This is a genomic window from Pseudomonas sp. G5001 (assembly GCF_013385475.1).
Taxonomy (GTDB): domain Bacteria; phylum Pseudomonadota; class Gammaproteobacteria; order Pseudomonadales; family Pseudomonadaceae; genus Aquipseudomonas.
The window spans coordinates 180,241-198,564 of record NZ_JACAPZ010000005.1 but is presented as its reverse complement, the minus strand read 5'-3'; the positions used below and the strand labels follow the sequence as shown (position 1 = coordinate 198,564).

The 18,324-nt window shown below is 61.0% G+C and carries 16 protein-coding genes; 6 read left to right on the top strand and 10 right to left on the bottom strand.

Annotated features, from left to right (window positions below):
• Window positions 1-78 precede the first annotated feature (78 nt).
• A complete protein-coding gene (gene hexR, locus HX805_RS02275) occupies window positions 79-945 on the bottom strand; it encodes a transcriptional regulator HexR (RefSeq protein ID WP_003213447.1) in 867 nt (288 codons plus the stop codon).
• 162 nt (window positions 946-1,107) lie between these two features.
• Window positions 1,108-3,981, bottom strand: coding sequence for a GGDEF domain-containing phosphodiesterase (locus HX805_RS02270; RefSeq protein ID WP_177022400.1), 2,874 nt, complete (start codon window positions 3,979-3,981; stop codon window positions 1,108-1,110).
• Between the two features lie 279 nt (window positions 3,982-4,260).
• Here HX805_RS02270 and uvrD point away from each other — a divergent pair, with 279 nt between their 5' ends.
• From uvrD to HX805_RS02255, 3 genes are all read left to right on the top strand, one after another.
• Window positions 4,261-6,444, top strand: a complete 2,184-nt coding sequence (uvrD, locus tag HX805_RS02265) for a DNA helicase II (protein ID WP_177116566.1) — start codon at window positions 4,261-4,263, stop codon at window positions 6,442-6,444.
• Window positions 6,445-6,635: 191 nt separating this feature from the next.
• Window positions 6,636-7,511 carry a Tim44 domain-containing protein gene (locus tag HX805_RS02260; protein ID WP_003213454.1) on the top strand — a complete coding sequence of 292 codons (876 nt, stop codon included), beginning with the start codon at window positions 6,636-6,638 and terminating at the stop codon, window positions 7,509-7,511.
• A gap of 136 nt (window positions 7,512-7,647) precedes the next feature.
• Complete coding sequence (locus tag HX805_RS02255; protein WP_003213456.1) at window positions 7,648-8,055, top strand: SMI1/KNR4 family protein; 408 nt, start codon at window positions 7,648-7,650, stop codon at window positions 8,053-8,055.
• Window positions 8,056-8,135: 80 nt separating this feature from the next.
• Here the strand turns inward: HX805_RS02255 and HX805_RS02250 are convergent, their stop codons facing one another.
• Complete coding sequence (locus HX805_RS02250) at window positions 8,136-9,899, bottom strand: cation:proton antiporter (protein ID WP_003213459.1); 1,764 nt, start codon at window positions 9,897-9,899, stop codon at window positions 8,136-8,138.
• 295 nt (window positions 9,900-10,194) lie between these two features.
• Here HX805_RS02250 and HX805_RS02245 point away from each other — a divergent pair, with 295 nt between their 5' ends.
• On the top strand, window positions 10,195-10,680 hold the full coding sequence (locus tag HX805_RS02245; protein WP_003213461.1) for an acyl-CoA thioesterase: 486 nt from the start codon (window positions 10,195-10,197) through the stop codon (window positions 10,678-10,680).
• A 27-nt stretch (window positions 10,681-10,707) separates the two neighbouring features.
• Here the strand turns inward: HX805_RS02245 and HX805_RS02240 are convergent, their stop codons facing one another.
• Together HX805_RS02240 and pdxY are read right to left on the bottom strand one after the other, a co-directional pair.
• Window positions 10,708-11,754 (bottom strand): hypothetical protein, encoded by a 1,047-nt coding sequence (locus tag HX805_RS02240; protein WP_087694592.1) that lies wholly within the window; start codon window positions 11,752-11,754, stop codon window positions 10,708-10,710.
• Window positions 11,755-11,835: 81 nt separating this feature from the next.
• Window positions 11,836-12,708 carry a pyridoxal kinase PdxY gene (gene pdxY / locus HX805_RS02235; RefSeq protein WP_003213465.1) on the bottom strand — a complete coding sequence of 291 codons (873 nt, stop codon included), beginning with the start codon at window positions 12,706-12,708 and terminating at the stop codon, window positions 11,836-11,838.
• A gap of 117 nt (window positions 12,709-12,825) precedes the next feature.
• On the opposite strand from pdxY, the gene HX805_RS02230 reads away from it, so the two are divergent.
• The gene (locus tag HX805_RS02230; RefSeq protein WP_003213466.1) at window positions 12,826-13,224 is read left to right on the top strand and encodes a DUF3301 domain-containing protein; all 399 of its coding nucleotides are present in this window, start codon (window positions 12,826-12,828) and stop codon (window positions 13,222-13,224) included.
• Here HX805_RS02230 and HX805_RS02225 read toward each other — a convergent pair.
• The 4 genes from HX805_RS02225 to dksA are packed head-to-tail and all read right to left on the bottom strand — an operon-like array spanning window position 13,218 to window position 16,507.
• Window positions 13,218-14,180: a GTP-binding protein gene (locus HX805_RS02225; protein ID WP_102604035.1), complete on the bottom strand. Its 963-nt coding sequence runs from the start codon at window positions 14,178-14,180 to the stop codon at window positions 13,218-13,220. The genes HX805_RS02230 and HX805_RS02225 overlap by 7 nt on opposite strands.
• 45 nt (window positions 14,181-14,225) lie before the next feature.
• The gene (locus tag HX805_RS02220; RefSeq protein ID WP_177116565.1) at window positions 14,226-14,870 is read right to left on the bottom strand and encodes a DUF1826 domain-containing protein; all 645 of its coding nucleotides are present in this window, start codon (window positions 14,868-14,870) and stop codon (window positions 14,226-14,228) included.
• Window positions 14,870-16,075, bottom strand: a complete 1,206-nt coding sequence (gene zigA, locus HX805_RS02215) for a zinc metallochaperone GTPase ZigA (RefSeq protein WP_102604033.1) — start codon at window positions 16,073-16,075, stop codon at window positions 14,870-14,872. The genes HX805_RS02220 and zigA overlap by 1 nt, the downstream gene beginning before the upstream one ends.
• Window positions 16,076-16,102: 27 nt before the next feature.
• Window positions 16,103-16,507, bottom strand: a complete 405-nt coding sequence (dksA, locus tag HX805_RS02210) for an RNA polymerase-binding protein DksA (RefSeq protein WP_003213474.1) — start codon at window positions 16,505-16,507, stop codon at window positions 16,103-16,105.
• Between the two features lie 127 nt (window positions 16,508-16,634).
• On the opposite strand from dksA, the gene HX805_RS02205 reads away from it, so the two are divergent.
• Window positions 16,635-17,003, top strand: coding sequence for a hypothetical protein (locus HX805_RS02205; RefSeq protein WP_003213476.1), 369 nt, complete (start codon window positions 16,635-16,637; stop codon window positions 17,001-17,003).
• Here the strand turns inward: HX805_RS02205 and HX805_RS02200 are convergent.
• Window positions 17,000-18,223, bottom strand: coding sequence for an N-acetylmuramoyl-L-alanine amidase (locus HX805_RS02200; protein WP_003213478.1), 1,224 nt, complete (start codon window positions 18,221-18,223; stop codon window positions 17,000-17,002). The two genes, HX805_RS02205 and HX805_RS02200, sit on opposite strands and share 4 nt — an antisense overlap.
• Window positions 18,224-18,324: the final 101 nt, after the last annotated feature.

The following is an 18,324-nucleotide window of genomic DNA, read 5'->3' as shown; positions in this document are numbered from 1 at the left end:
GCCAGCCAGCATATTCAGTGACTGACACTTCGCATTCGCGAGCAAGCCCGCTCCCACAATGGGTCCGCGTACAAACTATCAGTCGTCGAGGGCTTTTACGGACTTGGGTGACAACCGAAGGCTGCGCAAGCTGCGCTTCACGCTCTTGAGGTGGTTGACCAGGCTCGGGCCGCGCGCCATGGCCACGCCCATCGCCAGCACGTCGATCACCACAAGGTGGGCGATACGCGAGGTCAGCGGCGTGTAGATCTCGGTGTCCTCGTGTACATCGATCGCCAGGTTGACGGTCGACAGCTCTGCCAATGGCGTCTGGCTCGGGCACAGGGTAATCAGGGTCGCGCCGCTTTCACGCACCAGGTTGGCGGTGATCAGCAAATCCTTGGAGCGGCCGGACTGGGAAATGCAGATCGCCACGTCGCTGGGCTTCAACGTCACCGCCGACATCGCCTGCATGTGCGGGTCGCTGTAGGCCGCCGCCGTCAGCAGCAAACGGAAGAACTTGTGCTGGGCATCCGCCGCCACCGCGCCGGACGCGCCGAAACCATAGAACTCCACGCGCTGGGCCTGGGACATGGCGGTCACGGCTTTTTGCAGCTCCACCGGGTCGAGCTTTTCGCGCACTTCCATCAGGGTGTGCAGGGTGGTGTCGAAGATTTTCAGGCTGTAGTCGGCGACGGAATCGTCTTCGTGGATCGCGAACTGGCCAAAGCTCGCACCGGCCGCCAGGCTCTGGGCCAGCTTGAGCTTCAAGTCCTGGAAACCGGAGCAACCGATGGCGCGGCAGAAGCGCACGATGGTCGGCTCGCTGATGCCCACGCTGTGGGCCAGGTCGGCCATGGAACTGTGCATCACGGCCGCAGGGTCAAGCAGCACGTGATCGGCAACCTTGAGTTCCGATTTGCGTAACAGGTGGCGCGACTGGGCGATATGTTGCAACAGGTTCAAAGGGCTGGACTCTTGTTATTGGCAGACGCCAGGGATGTAGCAAGCTTGTAGTTATACTACAAGAATTAACGATTTGCCCGTTCGATGCATCACTTAATCACGCTGCTGCCCGCTGATTCAGCGGGCAGGCTCGATGTAGCCCCGCGTGCGGCTTGGGCTCAACTATGGAAAATCGGCATTTTTTCGTAACAAATCCGCCAAGCCATCCGCTTCCACCGGCCGACTGATCAAATAGCCTTGCACCTCGTCACATTGCTCATCCCGCAAAAAGTCCAGCTGCTGCTGATCTTCCACACCCTCGGCCACCACCTTGAGCGACAGCCCGTGGGCCATGGCAATGATTGCGCGGGTGATCGAGGCATCTTCGCGTCCCTGGCCCAGGCCGCGAATGAACGTCTGGTCGATCTTCACGTAGTCCACGGGGATGCGCTTGAGGTAACTGAGGGATGAGTAACCGGTGCCAAAATCATCAATCGCCAGCTTCACCCCCAGGTCGCGCAGTTGCTGGAAGGTCGAGATGATGTGCTCGACGCTGTCGAGCAGCTGGCTTTCGGTCAGTTCCAGCTCCAGGTATTGCGGATCAAGCCCGGTTTCTTCCAGTACCTGGCGCACCAGGCTGATCAGCTTGCCCTGGCGCAGTTGGTGCACCGACAGGTTGACCGACACCCGAATCGGCGCCAGCCCCTGGCGTTGCCATTCACAAGCCTGCCAGCACGCCTGGCGCAACACGAACTCCCCCAGCGGCACGATCAGGCCGGTTTCTTCGGCCAGCCCGATAAAGTCGCCGGGCGGCACCATGCCCCACTGCGGATGTTCCCAACGAATCAATGCTTCGGCCGCATTCAGCTTGCCACTGGCCAGGCACAGTTTGGGTTGGTAGAACACCGTAAGCTGGCGCTCATCAATCGCCTTGCGCAGCTGGTTTTCCAGCTGCAAACGTTCCAGGGTGCTGGCCTGCAGGCTGTCGGTGTAGAACTGGAAGTTATTACCGCCCAGGTGCTTGGCGTGCTGCATGGCCATGTTCGACTGGCTGACCAGCGCGGATATTTCCCGCGCATTGTCGGGCAACAGGCTGACGCCCATTGAGGCGCTGACCACCAGCTCGTGCCCTTCCACCGTCACCGGCACCCGCAACTTGGCCAGCAACCGCGTGGCCACCCGCGCCAGGCTCGACAGGTTGCCGTAGGCGTCGAACAGCACGGCGAATTCATCGCCAGAGAGCCGCGCTATGGTGTCGGCTTCGGGCAAGGCGTTGATCAAGCGGCGGGCCATTTTCTGCAACAACTGGTCGGCCACTTCATGCCCGAGGCTGTCGTTGAGCAGCTTGAAACGGTCCAGGTTGATATGCAGTAAAGCCAGGCTGCGGCCACCCTGGCGCACCCGCTGATGGGCTTCGCGCAACCGCTCGCGGAACAGCGAGCGGTTGGCCAGCCCGGTCAATTCGTCGTAGTGCGTGAGATAGCGCATGCGCTCTTCGGATTCGCGGCGCGCAGACAGATCGGCGAAGAAGCCCACGATATGGCTGACGTTTCCTCGAATATCCCGGACTACATTCAGTTGTAGCCATTGCGGGTAGAGTTCGCCGTTCTTGCGGGTTTCCACGAGCTCGCCCTGCCAGGTGCCGTGGCTGAGCAACGCCTGGCGGATCACCGGGAAGTGGCGCCGTGCGTCGCGGCTGCTGGGCAGCTCCACGACATTGCGCCCGATCATGTCGTCAATGTCGAAGCCGGTAACGCGGCTGAATGCCTGGTTGACGGCTATCAGCACGTAGTCCGGGTCGAGGATCACAATGCCTTCGCTGGCCGCCTCAAACACCGTCGATGCCAGGCGCTGCTGTTCTTCCAGGACCTTGCCGGCGCTGATGTCGCGGCGGGTACCGAGCATCCGCGTGACGCGCCCGCCTGCCGAGCGCTCCACGGCGCGGCCACGGTCCTGGATCCATACCCAATGGCCATCGCCATGGCGCACCCGGTATTCCACCAGGTAGTCCTCGCTGCGGCCTTTAAGGTGCTCCACCAGCGCGCGCTTGAGCAGCGGCAAGTCGTCCGGATGCAGGCGTGGCTTGAGGTGGCTGAGCATCGCCGTGACGTATTCCGGCTCCAGGCCGAACAACTCCTTGAGCTGGGTATGGTGGACCTCATCGGTTTGCAGGTTCCAGTCCCACAGACCCAGTTCGCTGGCCTGCAACGCCATGGCCAGACGCGCCTCGCTTTTGCTCAGGGCTAGGCTCGCCGCGTCCAGTTCCTGACTGCGCTGATCGACGCGTTGCTGCAGGCCGATCTGTGCTTCGCGCAACTCTTGTTCGACCTGGCGCCGCTGCTCCACCTCACGCACCAGTTCCTGGTTCAGTTGCTCGCTGCGTTGCTGCGCTTGCTGCAGATGCTCGATCAACGCCTGGTTCTGGAAGCGCCTGAGCAGCCCGCGCTGGATCAGGCGATTGACCTGCCATGCCACCAGGCTCAGGGATGCCAGCAGAATCAGGCCCAGGCAACCCCAGCCTTGCTGTTGCGGGTCGCCGCTCCAGAATAAATAGAGGATGGCCGGCACCAGGCAGGGCACGGCAAACGACAGGAAAGCCGGCAGGCTGACGGCATAGGCCACACTGGCGGACAAGGTCGCCGCGCCGAGCAGGCCGAACACCCAGGCCTGTTGCGCAAAACTGTCCACAGGGACCAGGGCGATGGCAGCACTGGCCAGCGTCAAGCCGCTGACGGCCGAGCCCAGCATGAACATGCGTCGCCAGATCGGCTGCGCCTGGCGGCTGGGCATGGCGGAATCGAACGCCGCCACCTGAATTACCCGCAAGGCCACCAGCGCCAGCAGCCATACCAGCCAAATGCTGTCCAGCAGATAGCGCTGCGGGCTCCAGAGCAACCAGGCGCAGACCAGTCCATTCACCAGCATTAATAAAGTAGGCAGCAGGGAGCCTTGGTAAAGCAGGCGCGTGCGCTCCACCGCCATCTCCATGGCGTAGTGCTTGCGGATAACCTGCGCCGGCGCCACGGAGGGTCCCGCCAGGTCAATGCTAAGGGTCATAGGCAGTGTTCTTATAATGGTGAGCCCGAAACGTCGACGGAGCATACACAAGCAAACGCTCGGGCCAAACTGCCCCAAGTCATAAAAACAGCGCGACAATCAGGCGCAAACCTTGGAGCCAGACAGCTTGAGTGAGACAGGGCGCGGGCTGTGGGCGATGACCGACCGGTCATCACCGTGAATAGATTGTTGCCTTATCCTGTGTCGACGCAGAAGTTTTCCCGTGACCACCCGGCATTGGGATTTGCCCGACTCCCCCGGGCACCCTAGAATGCGCCGATGCGCGATGATCTCTCTCTTTTGCTGAACTCCCTCAACGATGCCCAACGCCAGGCCGTAGCGGCCCCCGTTGGCCGTCAGTTGGTCCTGGCCGGTGCTGGCTCCGGTAAAACCCGAGTGCTGGTGCACCGTATCGCCTGGTTGATCCAGGTCGAGAACGCCTCACCGCATTCCATCCTGTCGGTGACCTTCACCAACAAGGCCGCTGCCGAGATGCGTCATCGCATCGAGCAGTTGATGGGCATCAGCCCGGCCGGCATGTGGGTGGGCACCTTCCACGGCCTGGCGCACCGCCTGTTGCGGGCGCATTGGCAGGAAGCCGGCCTGAGCCAGACCTTCCAGATTCTCGACAGCGACGACCAGCAACGCCTGGTCAAGCGGGTGATCCGCGAGCTGGGCCTGGATGAACAACGCTGGCCGGTCCGTCAGGCCCAGTGGTTCATCAATGGCCAGAAAGATGAAGGCCTGCGCCCGCAACATATCCAGGCCAGCGGCGACCTGTTCCTGGCCACCATGCGCAGCATTTATGAAGCCTATGAAGTGGCCTGCCAGCGCGCCGGCGTCATCGACTTCTCCGAACTGCTGCTGCGCGCCCTCGACTTGTGGCGCGACAACCCGGGCTTGCTGGCGCACTACCAGAAACGCTTCCGCCACATCCTGGTGGACGAGTTCCAGGATACCAACGCCGTGCAGTACGCCTGGTTGCGCCTGCTGGCCAAGGGCGGCGACAGCCTGATGGTGGTGGGCGACGACGACCAGTCGATCTACGGCTGGCGCGGCGCGAAAATCGAGAACATCTACCAGTACAGCGACGACTTCCCGGACGCCGAAACCATCCGCCTGGAACAGAACTACCGCTCCACCGCCGGGATCCTCAAGGCCGCCAACGCCTTGATCGCCAACAACACCGGGCGCCTGGGCAAAGAACTGTGGACCGACGGCAGCGAAGGCGAAGCGATCAACCTGTACGCCGCCTTCAACGAACACGATGAAGCGCGCTACGTGGTGGAAACCATCGAAAGCGCCCTGAAAACCGGCCTGGCCCGCAGCGATATCGCGATTCTCTACCGCTCCAACGCCCAGTCACGGGTATTGGAAGAGGCCCTGCTGCGCGAGCGCATTCCGTATCGCATCTATGGTGGCCAGCGCTTCTTCGAACGTGCCGAAATCAAGAACGCCATGGCCTACCTGCGCTTGCTGGAAGGTCGCGGCAACGATGCGGCGCTGGAACGGGTGATCAACATTCCGGCCCGCGGCATCGGCGAGAAGACCGTCGAGGCGATTCGCGACCACGCACGCCACAGCGATGTGTCGATGTGGGAAGCGATGCGCCTGCTGATCGCCAACAAGGGCCTGACCGGCCGTGCGGCCGGTGCCTTGAGCGTGTTTGTCGAGCTGATCGAGAACCTGGCCGCCAAGTGCATGGAAATGCCCCTGCACCTGATGACCCAGACCGTGATCGAGCAGTCCGGCCTGATCGCCTACCACGAAGCGGAAAAAGGCGAGAAAGGCCAGGCCCGGGTAGAAAACCTTGAGGAACTGGTCAGCGCCGCCCGCGCGTTCGAAAACACCGAAGAAGACGAAGACCTGACGCCACTGGCGGCATTCCTCGGCCACGCTTCCCTGGAAGCCGGCGACACCCAGGCTGATGAGCATGAAGACAGCATTCAGCTGATGACCTTGCACAGTGCCAAGGGCCTGGAATTCCCCTACGTGTTCCTGGTGGGCATGGAAGAAGGCCTGTTCCCCCACAAGATGAGCCTGGAAGAACCCGGCCGCCTTGAGGAGGAACGCCGCCTGGCCTACGTGGGCATCACCCGGGCGATGCAGAACCTGGTGATGACCTACGCCGAAACCCGGCGCCTGTACGGCAGTGAGACCTACAACAAGGTGTCGCGCTTCGTACGTGAAGTGCCGAAAGGGCTGATTCAGGAAGTGCGCCTGTCCAACAGCGTCAGCCGACCGTTCGGCGGCGGCCAGCAGCAGAACTCCAGCAGCATGTTCGCTGGTTCGGAAATCCCCGAGACGCCGTTCAGCCTTGGCCAGCAGGTCAAGCACGCGATCTTCGGCGAAGGCGTGATCCTCAACTTCGAAGGCGCCGGTGCCCAGGCCAGGGTGCAGGTGAACTTCGCCGAAGGCAGCAAGTGGCTGATGATGGGCTACGCCAAGCTCGAAGCAATCTGAAACAACTGTAGAACATGAAGGATGTTGCCCCACCCTTGTATTTGGCAGCGGTGGGGCCAATATCTGTAATAAGTCCTACAGACGATTCGGTATTGGCCCTACGCAAAAGCCCGAAACACTATGCCGCTAGCCACTGACATCACACCTGTGCAACATGGCGCGCGTGCAATCCACAAATGGGAATTCCCTTTATGAAACGTTTTCTTAGCATCGCCATGGCGTTGTGCATCGGCCTGACGATGAGCCTCGACGCCAACGCCAAGCGCTTCGGTGGCGGCAAATCCATGGGCTCGGCGCCGAGCCACCAGACCAGCCAAATGGCCCCATCCGGCGGCGGCATGGGCGGCGCAGCTGCGACCGCTGGCGCTGCCGGTGCCGCAGGCGCTGCTGCCAAGGCTGGCGGTGCTTCGCGCTGGCTGGGCCCTCTGGCCGGTATCGCGGCCGGCGGCCTGCTCGCCTCCATGTTCATGGGCGGCGGCTTCCAGGGCATGCAGATCTTCGACATCCTGATCATGGCGGTCATCGCCTTCCTGATCTTCCGCTTTATCGCCGCCCGTCGCCGCAAGCAACAGGAGCACATGGCTCCAGCCGGCGCGCCGATGCAGCGTGAAGTGTTCGAGCAAAAGCCTGCTGCCATGGGTTCGATCTTCGGCGGTTCGGCTGCTCCTGCTGCCGCTCGTCCGGTGATCAACGCACCCGCCTGGTTCAACGAAGAGCGCTTCGTCGAAGCGGCCCGCAGCCACTTCCAGTCCCTGCAGCAGCACTGGGACGCCAACGAAATGGACAAGATCGCCGAGTTCGTGACCCCGCAACTGCTGGAGTTCCTCAAGCGCGAACGTGCCGACCTGGGCGACGGCTTCCAGTCGACCTACATCGACGACCTGAAAGTGCAGCTTGAAGGTGTGGATGACCGCGCCGACAAGACCATCGCCACCCTGACCTTCAGCGGTGTGTCGAAGACCTCGCGTTTCGACCAGGGCGAAGTGTTCAGCGAAAGCTGGAACATGGAGCGCCCACAAGGCGAAAACCAGCCTTGGCTGGTCGCCGGTATCCGCCAGAACGGCTGATCCCTGCCCGCTTTGAGTACGCAGTAACAAAAACCCCGGACTTGTCCGGGGTTTTCTATTTCACGGTTGCACTTATAGCGAGCTACTGTATAAAACGCCCCTATAAACCGCGCCATCTAGCAAGAGGATCCCGGCCGTGGAAGAAGTTATCGAACAATTGCGTGAAGCCAACGAACCGGTACCGGTTCCTCTGGAGCTGCCTGACGAAGATCAACTGGTGGAAATCGAGGAGCAACTGTTCATCGATATTCCGTTCGTCTTCCGTGAATTTCTGCTGACCGTCAGCGATGTGGTCTACGGCAGCCTGGAGCCGGTGACCGTCACCGACCCACAGTCCCACACCTACCTGCCGGACGTTGCCGCCAACGCCTGGGATGCCGGTGTTGACCGCAGCATGATCCCGATCTGCCAGGACGGCGACGACTACTACTGCGTCGAGGAAGACGGCACCGTGGTGCTGTGGTCCGGCGAAGAAGAACTCGTCACCGAAGAAACCTGGGAATCGGTGTGGCACTGGGCACGGGACGTCTGGCTGGAAAGCTGAGACCCCTGTGTGCCGAGGGCGCTTGTTGTGGCGAGCGAGCTTGCTCGCGCTGGGCTGCGAAGCAGCCCTCTGCGACCCACTCAGTGCTCCGGCGTATCCTTATGGTTATCCAGGGTCTCCAGCAAGGCGACCTGCATCCGCGTATGCACGCGGATGAACCAGCGCCACAGCACGGCGGCCACCGCGGCCGTCACCACGGCGATCAGCACCAGCAACTTGTTGGTCGGCAGGATACTGGCCGACAAGGCTGCCAATAGCAGGAAAATCACCAGCAGCGAAAGAATCGGGATCACTTCGGCGATCACCCGGCGCACGCGCTGAGTGTGGCGCCCGGCCATTTCCGGCTTCACGCTCATCTCCGCCAGCAGCATCGACAGCGCCTTGAGCTTGCGGTACGCCGCAATCAAAAACGGCAGCGACAGCAGCAACGCCCCACCCCAGATCAATGCCTTCTGCCAGCTCGGATCGCTGACCCAGCCTTCCAGGTAGCTGCCAATACGCGCCGCGAAAAAGCTGCCGGCAAAGAAGATCGCCACCACCAGCGCCAGGTTCACCCCCACCTGCAGAATGATCTTGCGGATCATCGACGCCAGCATCGCACCCTCGCCCTGGGGCTGAATGCTGCGCAGCCACTCGCCATACATCCCGAACACCCGGCTCATGCGCTTGGGCATCACTGCGGCAATCTTCAGCGACAGCGGGTCTGCGCCACGGATCAGATAGGGTGTGAGCAGTGTGGTAATCGCCGAAACAGCCACCGCCACCGGATACAGGAAGTCGCTGGTGACCTGCAACGTCATCCCCAGCGCGGCGATGATGAATGAAAATTCGCCGATCTGTGACAGCCCCATCCCCACTCGCAATGAAGTGCGGCCATCGTTACCCGCAATAAACGCCCCCAACCCACAGGACAACATCTTGCCCAGCACCACGGCCACGGTAATCACCGCAATCGGCCAGGCGTATTGCAGGAGGATCTGCGGGTCGATCATCAAGCCAATGGCGACAAAGAAGATCGCGCTGAACATGTCGCGAACCGGTTCGATCAGGCGCTCAATCTTCAGCAATTGCCGGGATTCGGCCATGATCGCGCCGATCAGGAATGCCCCCAGCACCATGCTGTATTCCAGCTTGACCACCAGCAGACAGAAACCGAAACACAGACCCAGCACGGTGATCAGCAGCATCTCGTTGCTTTCGAATTTGGCCACGTACTCCAGCAGGCGTGGCACCAGCAAAATCCCGATCACCAGCGCGACAATCATGAACAGCGAGAGCTTGCCGACGGTGGAGAACACCTCGCCGGAGCTGACCGTGCCGCTGACGGCAATGCTCGACAGCAAGGCGATGATGCCGATGCCGAGGATGTCTTCGACGATCAGCACCCCGAAAATCAGCTGGGCAAAGCGCTGGTTTTTCATCTTCAGGTCATTGAGCGCCTTGACAATGATGGTGGTCGAGGAAATCGCCAGGATCGCGCCCAGAAACAGCGAGTCCATGGTGTTCCAGTCGAACCAGCGGCCGATTTCGTAGCCGATCCAGATCATCAGGATGATTTCGAGGAACGCCGCGATAAAGGCGGTGGCGCCAACCTTGAACAGCTTGCGCAGGCTGAACTCAAGGCCCAGGCAGAACATCAGGAAGATCACCCCAAGCTCGGCCAGGGTCTTGATCGTGTCTTCGTCGTGGATCAGGCCAAACGGTGGGGTGTGCGGGCCGATGATGAAGCCGGCGACGATATACCCCAACACCACCGGCTGCTTGAGCCGATGGAACAGGATCGTCACCACCCCGGCCACCAGCATGATCACGGCCAGGTCCTGGATAAAGCTGATGGCGTGCATGGCGAGGGGCTCCTTGAGGGGTACTGGCGCTTTTCCCATTTCCACGCATGCACCCCGAAAGGTCGCAATGAACGGAAAGAAAAGTCTGCCTTGATCGTAAGAATTGCCTTTGAGACGGGCTTTTGAAGGGTAACACCGCGACTTGCGGCAGAAAGCCGGTGCAATATATGGAAACAGATCGCCCCGGGCGTGACGGCAAGCCGGGGCCCAGCGTCCCGTTATGAATGGCTCTGCAAAGATTCCAGCACCCGCAGAGGTGCCTCCCCACCCAATGCCTACAACCCGTGAGTGTGCTATGGAACCCGGAAACGCCCAGCTGTCGATGACAGTATTGATGACCCCTGACATGGCCAACTTCTCTGGCAATGTGCACGGCGGCACGCTGCTCAAGTACCTCGACGAAGTGGCCTACGCCTGCGCCAGCCGTTATGCCGGGCGCTATGTGGTGACGTTGTCGGTGGACCAGGTGATTTTTCGCGAGCCGATCCATGTCGGCGAGCTGGTGACCTTCCTGGCCTCGGTCAACTACACCGGCAACACATCGATGGAAGTGGGGATCAAGGTGGTCACCGAGAACATCCGTGAGCGTTCGGTACGCCACACCAATAGCTGCTTCTTCACGATGGTCGCGGTGGATGACCAGCGCAAACCGGCCGCCGTGCCGCCGCTGCAACCGCAGAACAGCGAAGACAAGCGCCGGTTTGTGCAGGCTCAACAGCGCCGGCAGATTCGCCAGGAGCTGGAAAAGCGCTATCAGGAAATCAAGGCAGACGGGCCGTAAGAGCCCGCCAGGTTTCTGGATGACCGCTTAGTAACGCGAGCACTTGTCAAAGTGCGCACACACATCAAAGCGCTGGTCCAACTGGGCCATGCGCTCCATATGGTGATTGACCACCTCCATCGTCACGCTCTTTCGGGTATTCACGTAGTACTGCACCATAAGCTTGTCGTTCTCCGCTACGCGCGATTTGATCGCACTGTCCGTAGGCTGCATCCATTGCTCCAGGACGGCATCCTCAGTTCCCCGCAGGCGCTGGCGGTACACCTCAGTGTAAAACCCCAGAGCCCGGGCCAGACGACCGGCAGACTCTTGATTCGACAGTTCGTAGTTCTGCCGAAACTGGTTCCAATAATCCGGCGGCAAGGTATACGAGCCCATCAACGCCTTACGCTTGCTGATCAACTCATCAAGCTCTTGAGGCGAGGTTTGCATTCGGTCGACTTTATTCTCTGACACGATGGCCGTGATCGACTGCGCACGCTCGTCAAGAATGCGATCAATCAACACCATTCGCTGCGGAGTATCCGGTAACAACTTGCCGAATATCGGACCTTTGCCCTCGCAAGACGGCATGCCGGTCTCGAACAGCGGCTGCGGGATCCGCACGTCCTTGCCGTCCAATCGCGTAAGACGCTGGAGCAGCGTGCTGCATTGGCGGCCCTGCAATTCGAAGGTCACTTCGTACTCTTCACCCGCCTTGGGCGTTAGATTGAACGCTTTGCCACAGACATAGGAGCTGCCGTTGGTGTTGATCATCAACATAGTGTCCTTTCCGGGCGCCAGCTTGATCTCCAGCAGCCCACGAGCCGTGGGCGGTGGCGGCACAAGCATGTCTACCCGCCGCTTGGTGTCCACCAGGAACATGTTGTTGAGAATGCCTGTGGTCTCACCCATGCAGTGCTGTGCGTCATAGACAAAAAGGGTGCTGTTGGTGGTGTTGGAGATGAACCGCAGCTTCGCCGCATCGGGCTCGGCTGCGTCAGGATAGGTACCGTGGACGCTGCAACCACTGAGCAGCGTAACCAGGGCCAATGCGATAAATGCCCGTGGCGAATGGAGCAGGGATAACGACATGATCTTCCTTGATGAACGCAGAGGGCAAAAAGACGGCCGGTAGTAACGGACGCCCTTTGCGTCGCTCAATCAGGAATAGTCCTACAGCCCGATTGGGGTTGCCTCGAAGCGAACTCGCGGATGGGCAATCCGGTCCTGGGCGCGCACCAGTTCCAGCTCATAGCTGGCGCACGCCTGGGTTTCCAGCAGTACTTCATGCACCGCTGCAGCAGTGAACTCAAAGGCCGCCACCAGGCTATCGCCCAACAACACCCGCGCCAGGAACAGGCCCGACGTCAGGTCGCCCACGCCCACCGGCTGACGCGGGAATGCCAGCAGTGGCCGACGCAGGTGCCAGCTGCCTTCAGCCGTCACCAACAGCATTTCGAAGCCGTCCGGCAGCTTGCCGGGATAATCCAGGTGCTTGACCAACACCGCTTTCGGCCCGCGGGCCAGTAACGCACGGGCCATCCCCAGGCAATCGAACAGCGACTGCGGCTTGCGCCCGGCAAAGCTGTCCAGCTCCAGCTGGTTGGGGCACAGGAAGTCGGCCATCGCCGCCGCTTCCTCCAGCAGGAAGTCGCTGACCTCCTGGGGCACGATGCAGCCTTTTTCCGGATGCCCCATCACCGGGTCACACAGGTAAAGAGCCTTGGGGTTGATCGCCTTGATCCGCGCCACGCCGGTGAGGATCGCCCGGCCCTGGGCCGCACTGCCCAGGTAGCCCGACAGCACTGCATCACAGTTGCCCAGCTCGCCAATCGCCGCGATGCCTTCCACCAGCGCAGGAATTTGCTGCGGCGCCAACACTTCTCCCGCCCACTGACCATACTGAGTGTGGTTGGAGAACTGCACCGTATTGAGCGGCCACACGTTCACCCCGACCCGTTGCATGGGGAACACGGCGGCGCTGTTTCCGGCGTGGCCGAAGACCACATGAGACTGGATCGCAAGCAGATGGGGCGTACGTTTCATGCAGGGGATTTCCGTAAAGCCGTTGATATTCTGGCTGCGCAGTATGCGACTAAACGCGGCCTGTACGACAGACCGGAGACGCAGTTAAGCTGGCCCTACTTTGTTGGAGTTCATCGAATGCTGACCCTCGGAAATATCTTCGTGCTGATGCTGCTGGCGACCGGTGCCGCCTGGCTGTGGCACAACCACGGCCTGCGCGAGCGGGCGCTGGAACGGGTCAAGCAGCACTGCGCCAAGCTCGACATCGAGCTGCTCGATGGCGCCGTGGCGTTGAAGCGCATCGGTTTTGTGAAAGATGCCAGCGGGCGGCGGCGCCTGGCACGGATCTACAACTTCGAATTCACCGTGACCGGCGAAACGCGGCACCCGGGGACCATCACCCAATTCGGCGCCCACAGCGCGCAAATCGAGCTGGCGCCCTACCCGTTCGAGATCAAGACGCCATTGCCCAGCGCCGAGATCATTGAGCTAAGCCAGTGGCGCCAGGAGCATGGCAACAGCAAGACCCGTCACTGACGGCAAGCGGTTAACCCACCCTGTAACTGCGCAACGTCCTGCACTTCGCTGAAGATCAATTCGATACGCGAATCCCGCCGCCATTCGCTGGGCTGCCAGGCCAATGCTGCGTTATCCACAGCGTTGGCCGATGCCCAGCCATCCAGGCTGTGGATAACCAGTTTTGCCCGTCGCCAGTCCAACGATTGCAGCCATTGCTGAATGCGCCGCGCGTCGAATCGCTGACTCGGATGCCAGCGCCAGCCAATGCTCCAGCCATCCTCCTGGCCCTGGCTGAGGCAGATCGGCGATGCCGGATCCGTCCAGATGGCCGGCATTTGCCCCAGGCCTTTGGGCAACTCGAAGTTATCCACAGCCGCTGCCGCTTGAGCATTCACACCCGGTAACCGGGCCAAGGGCAGTTGCGCCTGCTGCGTCCAATAGATCGGCCGGTCGGGCAGTTGTCCTTGAATCAACAGGCGCTGCGCATCACTTAAGGCTTCATTCTTGTTCAATACCAACAGCCCGGCGCTGGCTAATGCCTCCCGTTGGGCATTGGGTAAAGGTTTGCCCGCCGCCAACGCCTGGGCGTCCAGTACGAGTACGCACGGCTGCACCGCCAGTACCTGCTGCCAGGGTGCTTCCCGCAGTTGCTTGAGCAATTGAGCCGGGTGCCCAAGCCCGGACGGCTCGATAAACAGCCGGTCGGGCCTGGCCTTACGCAACAAACGCCCCAGCCCTACCTGGAACGGCGCCCCGTTGACGCAACACAGGCAGCCACCCGCCACTTCACCGAGGGCAATCCCGTCGTCATCACGGGTGAGCAACGCGGCATCCAGGCCAATCTGCCCGAACTCATTGATCAACACCGCCCAACGCTCGTTGGCCGGGCGCTGGGCCAGCAGGTGCTTGATCAGGCTGGTCTTGCCGGCGCCCAGGGGCCCGGCAATCACGTGGGTGGGAATGTTCTGCAGCATGGTGGACATCATTCAGACCGTGTAGAGAGGTTCGATCCTACCCGGTTACGCCAACCAATCCAGCGTCAGAATCAACCGTCGTTGATCCGCTTGCAGCGGCGGCGAGCGGTGGATCAGACCAAAGCCTTCGTTGCCGTGCCATTTTTCGCCCTTGAGCAACGCCACTTCGCCGCAGTGGATTTGCTCAATGCGTTCTTCCGGCTCAGCACTCGCCTGGCTCAGGTGTCGCCGCTCCATAACCCCCTCGCGCAACCACTGGCTGCCGATGCCGGCGTAGGTCGTGATCAGCCGCACCGGCACATGATCCACATGAAAACGCGGGCACATGGCCTTGTCCAATAGCCGCAAACGCACGCCGATACGCTTGGCTCCCAGCAAACAGGCAAAGGCGCTGACCAGCCACGACACATCGGCGATAAAGCCTTCGTAGCCTTCAAGATCACGGCAACCTGATGCAAATTCCTGCAGGTTTGGCTCGGCGTCTTCGCTGTTCAGTTCAACCACCAGCGACTCGGCCAATGGCTCACTGAGTGCCACCAGTAACGCGCCGAACTCGGCGATGTGCAGAGGCAACTGACGCTGCCACACCGCCAGGTTCACGCCGTCCTCAAGGATATCGGTGAGCACGGCCGGGGTTTCGCCGTGGGTCTGGCGTACCACCGGGCGCAGTTTCAGGGTCGGTGCCAGCATCAGGCAGCCTCTTCGAACCAAGGGCCAAAAGGATCGGCCAACAAGCGCCAGCCTTCGACACCCGTGGCCATTTCATCGTCGGTCAGCAAACAAGCGTCCAGCTCGGCGGTCATCTGGGCGAAGTCGATGTTCTGGCCGATAAACACCAGCTCCTGCCGGCAATCGCCGGTGCTCAGTTGCCAGTTTTTCATGATTGCGGCGATGCCTTCCTCGTCCTGGGGCCACTGGGTTTTCGGCACGAAACGCCACCAGCGCCCGGCAAACCCATGGCGCATCAGGCCGCCAGCCTGGGACCAGCTACCGGCGTCCTGGTGTTTGCTGGCCAGCCAGAAAAAGCCCTTGGAGCGCAGCAGTTTTCCATTCACCCAAGGCCGGTCGATAAAGTCGAAAAACCGCTGCGGGTGGAACGGGCGGCGGGCGCGATAGGCGGTGGAGGCGATGCCGTACTCTTCGGTTTCCGGCAGGTGTTCGCCACGCAGTTCCTGCAACCAGCCCGGCGCCTGGGAAGCACGCTCGAAGTCGAAACGGCCGGTGTTGAGGATCTTCGCCAACGGCACTTCGCCCATGACCATCGGGATGATTTCAGCCTGGGAGTTCAAGCGCTCCAGGATCGCCATCAACTCCTCGCGCTCACTGCTGCTGATCAGGTCGATCTTGCTGATGAGGATCACATCCGCAAATTCGATCTGCTCGATCAGCAGGTCGGTGATCGAGCGCTCGTCCTCTTCACCGAGGGTTTCGCCCCGGGACGCCAGGCTTTCGGCAGCCTGGTAGTCGAGCAGGAAGTTCATGCCGTCGACCACGGTGACCATGGTGTCGAGCCGGGCAATGTCCGCCAGGCTCTGGCCGTCTTCGTCGCGAAAGGTGAAGGTTTCGGCCACCGGCAGCGGCTCGGAGATGCCAGTGGATTCAATCAACAGGTAATCGAACCGACCTTCCTTGGCGAGCTTTCCGACTTCTTCCAGCAAGTCTTCGCGCAAGGTGCAGCAGATGCAGCCGTTGCTCATCTCCACCAGTTTTTCTTCGGCGCGATTGAGGGTGACGTCGCGCTGGACCTCACTGCCATCGATGTTGATTTCGCTCATGTCGTTGACGATCACCGCCACCCGCAGGTTTTCGCGGTTGCGCAGGACGTAGTTGAGCAGCGTGCTTTTGCCGGCGCCGAGGAATCCGGACAGCACAGTAACGGGGAGACGATTGGGCATCAGGTATTCCTCATCAGGGTTGGCCGGTCAAATCGCCCGTTGATGGCGTTCGCGCAGCTCTTCACGTTCTTTGGCTTCGATACACAGGGTGGCCGTGGGGCGCAGCAGCAGGCGCTTGAGGCCGATGGGTTCGCAGGTTTCACGGCACCAGCCGTATTCACCGCGGGCCAGGCGTTCCAGGGCTTCGTCGATCTTGTCCAACAGCTTTTTTTCGCGTTCCAGCAGGCGCAGTTGCCATTGGCGCTGTTCTTCGGCGCTGCCGACATCGGCGGGATCGCTGTTGGGCTCCTGTTCGCGCAGCACCATGAATTCAGCGTCGATACGCGCTTGCAGCTCGTTGCGCTGGGCCAGCAGCAGCTCGCGGAAGAAACCTTGCTGGGCTTCATTCATGTAGTCGGCGCAGGGTTGGGCGAGAAGGTCTTGTTCGGTCATCGGAGGTGGTTCACGGGTCAGGCTGTCTTTTAATGTTATAGTATAACAATGCAAATAAGCCAATCCCCCTTGCTCGTGACGACGAAGGGCGCAATGCTGGCAGCCGAATAACGCCCCGAGAGCCTCTATGAAATACCTGCTGTGTGCTGTGTTGCTGATGCTGGCGAGCCTGGCCAACGCCCAGGTGCCCAGCCTGCTGGCCAACTGCACCCGCAGCGCCAACCTGCTGGCGTGCGTCGACGCCCAGGGCAATGCCTACAGCGTCGCGACGGCAGGCAGCACTACGTATTTGCGGGGCTTTGAAGTGATCGGAAAACGCTATTGGGCACAAACCAGCAGCCGCTACGGGCAACTGACGTTCTTTACCGGGTTGGCATCCGATGGTGAGGCGTGGGTGGGCTACACGCGGCGAGTGGGCTGGACCACCCTCAACCGGTTTTCCAGTTCCGGTGGTGCCAGCGCCAAGTTCACCTGTAGTCGAATCACCGGCTGTTAGACCTGGCCGGTTTTCTGTTCCTGAACCCAGGCCATGTAGCTGTTCATCGGCGGGTTCTTCTGGAAGTAATTTTTCAACCCTTCAAATAAACCGTCTGCCACCGCCTGTTGATGGCGCGCGGTGACCAGTCGCTGGGCGTCCTGGGTGTTGGAGATAAACCCGGTTTCCACCAGGATCGACGGCACGTCCGGCGACTTGAGCACCGCAAAGCCGGCCTGTTCCACGCGTTTTTGATGCAGCGTGGTGATGCTTTGCAGGCTGCCCAGTACCGAGCTGCCCAGTTGCAGGCTGGAGGCGATGGTGGCGTTCATCGACATGTCGAGAATCACCCCGGCGAGCATCGGGTCCTTGTCCTTGAGATTGAGCAAGGTGGTGGCGCCCAAGAGGTCGGCGCCGTTTTCCCGCTGCGCCATGAACCGTGCGGTGGCGGAGGTGGCGCCGCCTTCAGACAGCGCATAGACAGAGGCGCCGGACGCCGTAAGCCGTGGCGCGGCATCGGCGTGTACCGAGATAAACATGTCGGCTTTGTGCTGACGGGCGATGTCCACACGTTTACGCAGCGGCACGAAGAAGTCGTCGTTGCGCACCAGCTTCACATCGAAGCCCTTCTCGCGCTTCAGACGCTTGGCCAGCAATTGGGCGATGGACAGCACCACGTCTTTTTCGCGCTGGCCCTTTGAGCCAATCGCGCCGGGATCCTTGCCGCCGTGCCCAGGGTCGACCACCACGATGATGTCGCGTTTCGGATGAGCCCTGTCCACCGGCGCCGGCACGGGTGCAGCCAACGCGGCCGGTGCTGCAGCGATTTGCATAGGCGCATGAGTGGCGCTTGTCAGGTCCAGCACGAGGCGGTGGCCCTGGCCATCCTGTGGCGGCAGGAGAAAGCTGTTGAGCTGCATCGGTGCCTTCAAATCCAGCACGATCCGCGTATCGCCCTGCCCGAAATGCCCCGAGCGAATCGAGGTAATGCCGCTGTTGGTCAGGGCCAGTTGGCTGAAATCACCGGTCAGCTTCGCGCCGCTCAAATCGATGATCAACCGCTCCGGCGCGGTCAGGGTGAAGGTCTTGTATTGCACCGGGCCGCTGAGGTCCAGCACCAGCCGCAGCTTGTTATCCGACCGCCACAGCCGTGCATTGCGGATCTGCGCGGCAGACACGCCCAAGGGCAAGGTGAACACCGCACTGGCCAGCAGCAGGTTGAGGAGTTGACGTCTGTGCATGACTTACACCGCAAATAAAGGAGCTTCCGTACTCGACATGACTGAATAAAAGACAGAACAGAAAAACTTTCGTCGTTTCAATTGTAATAATATAACATGTC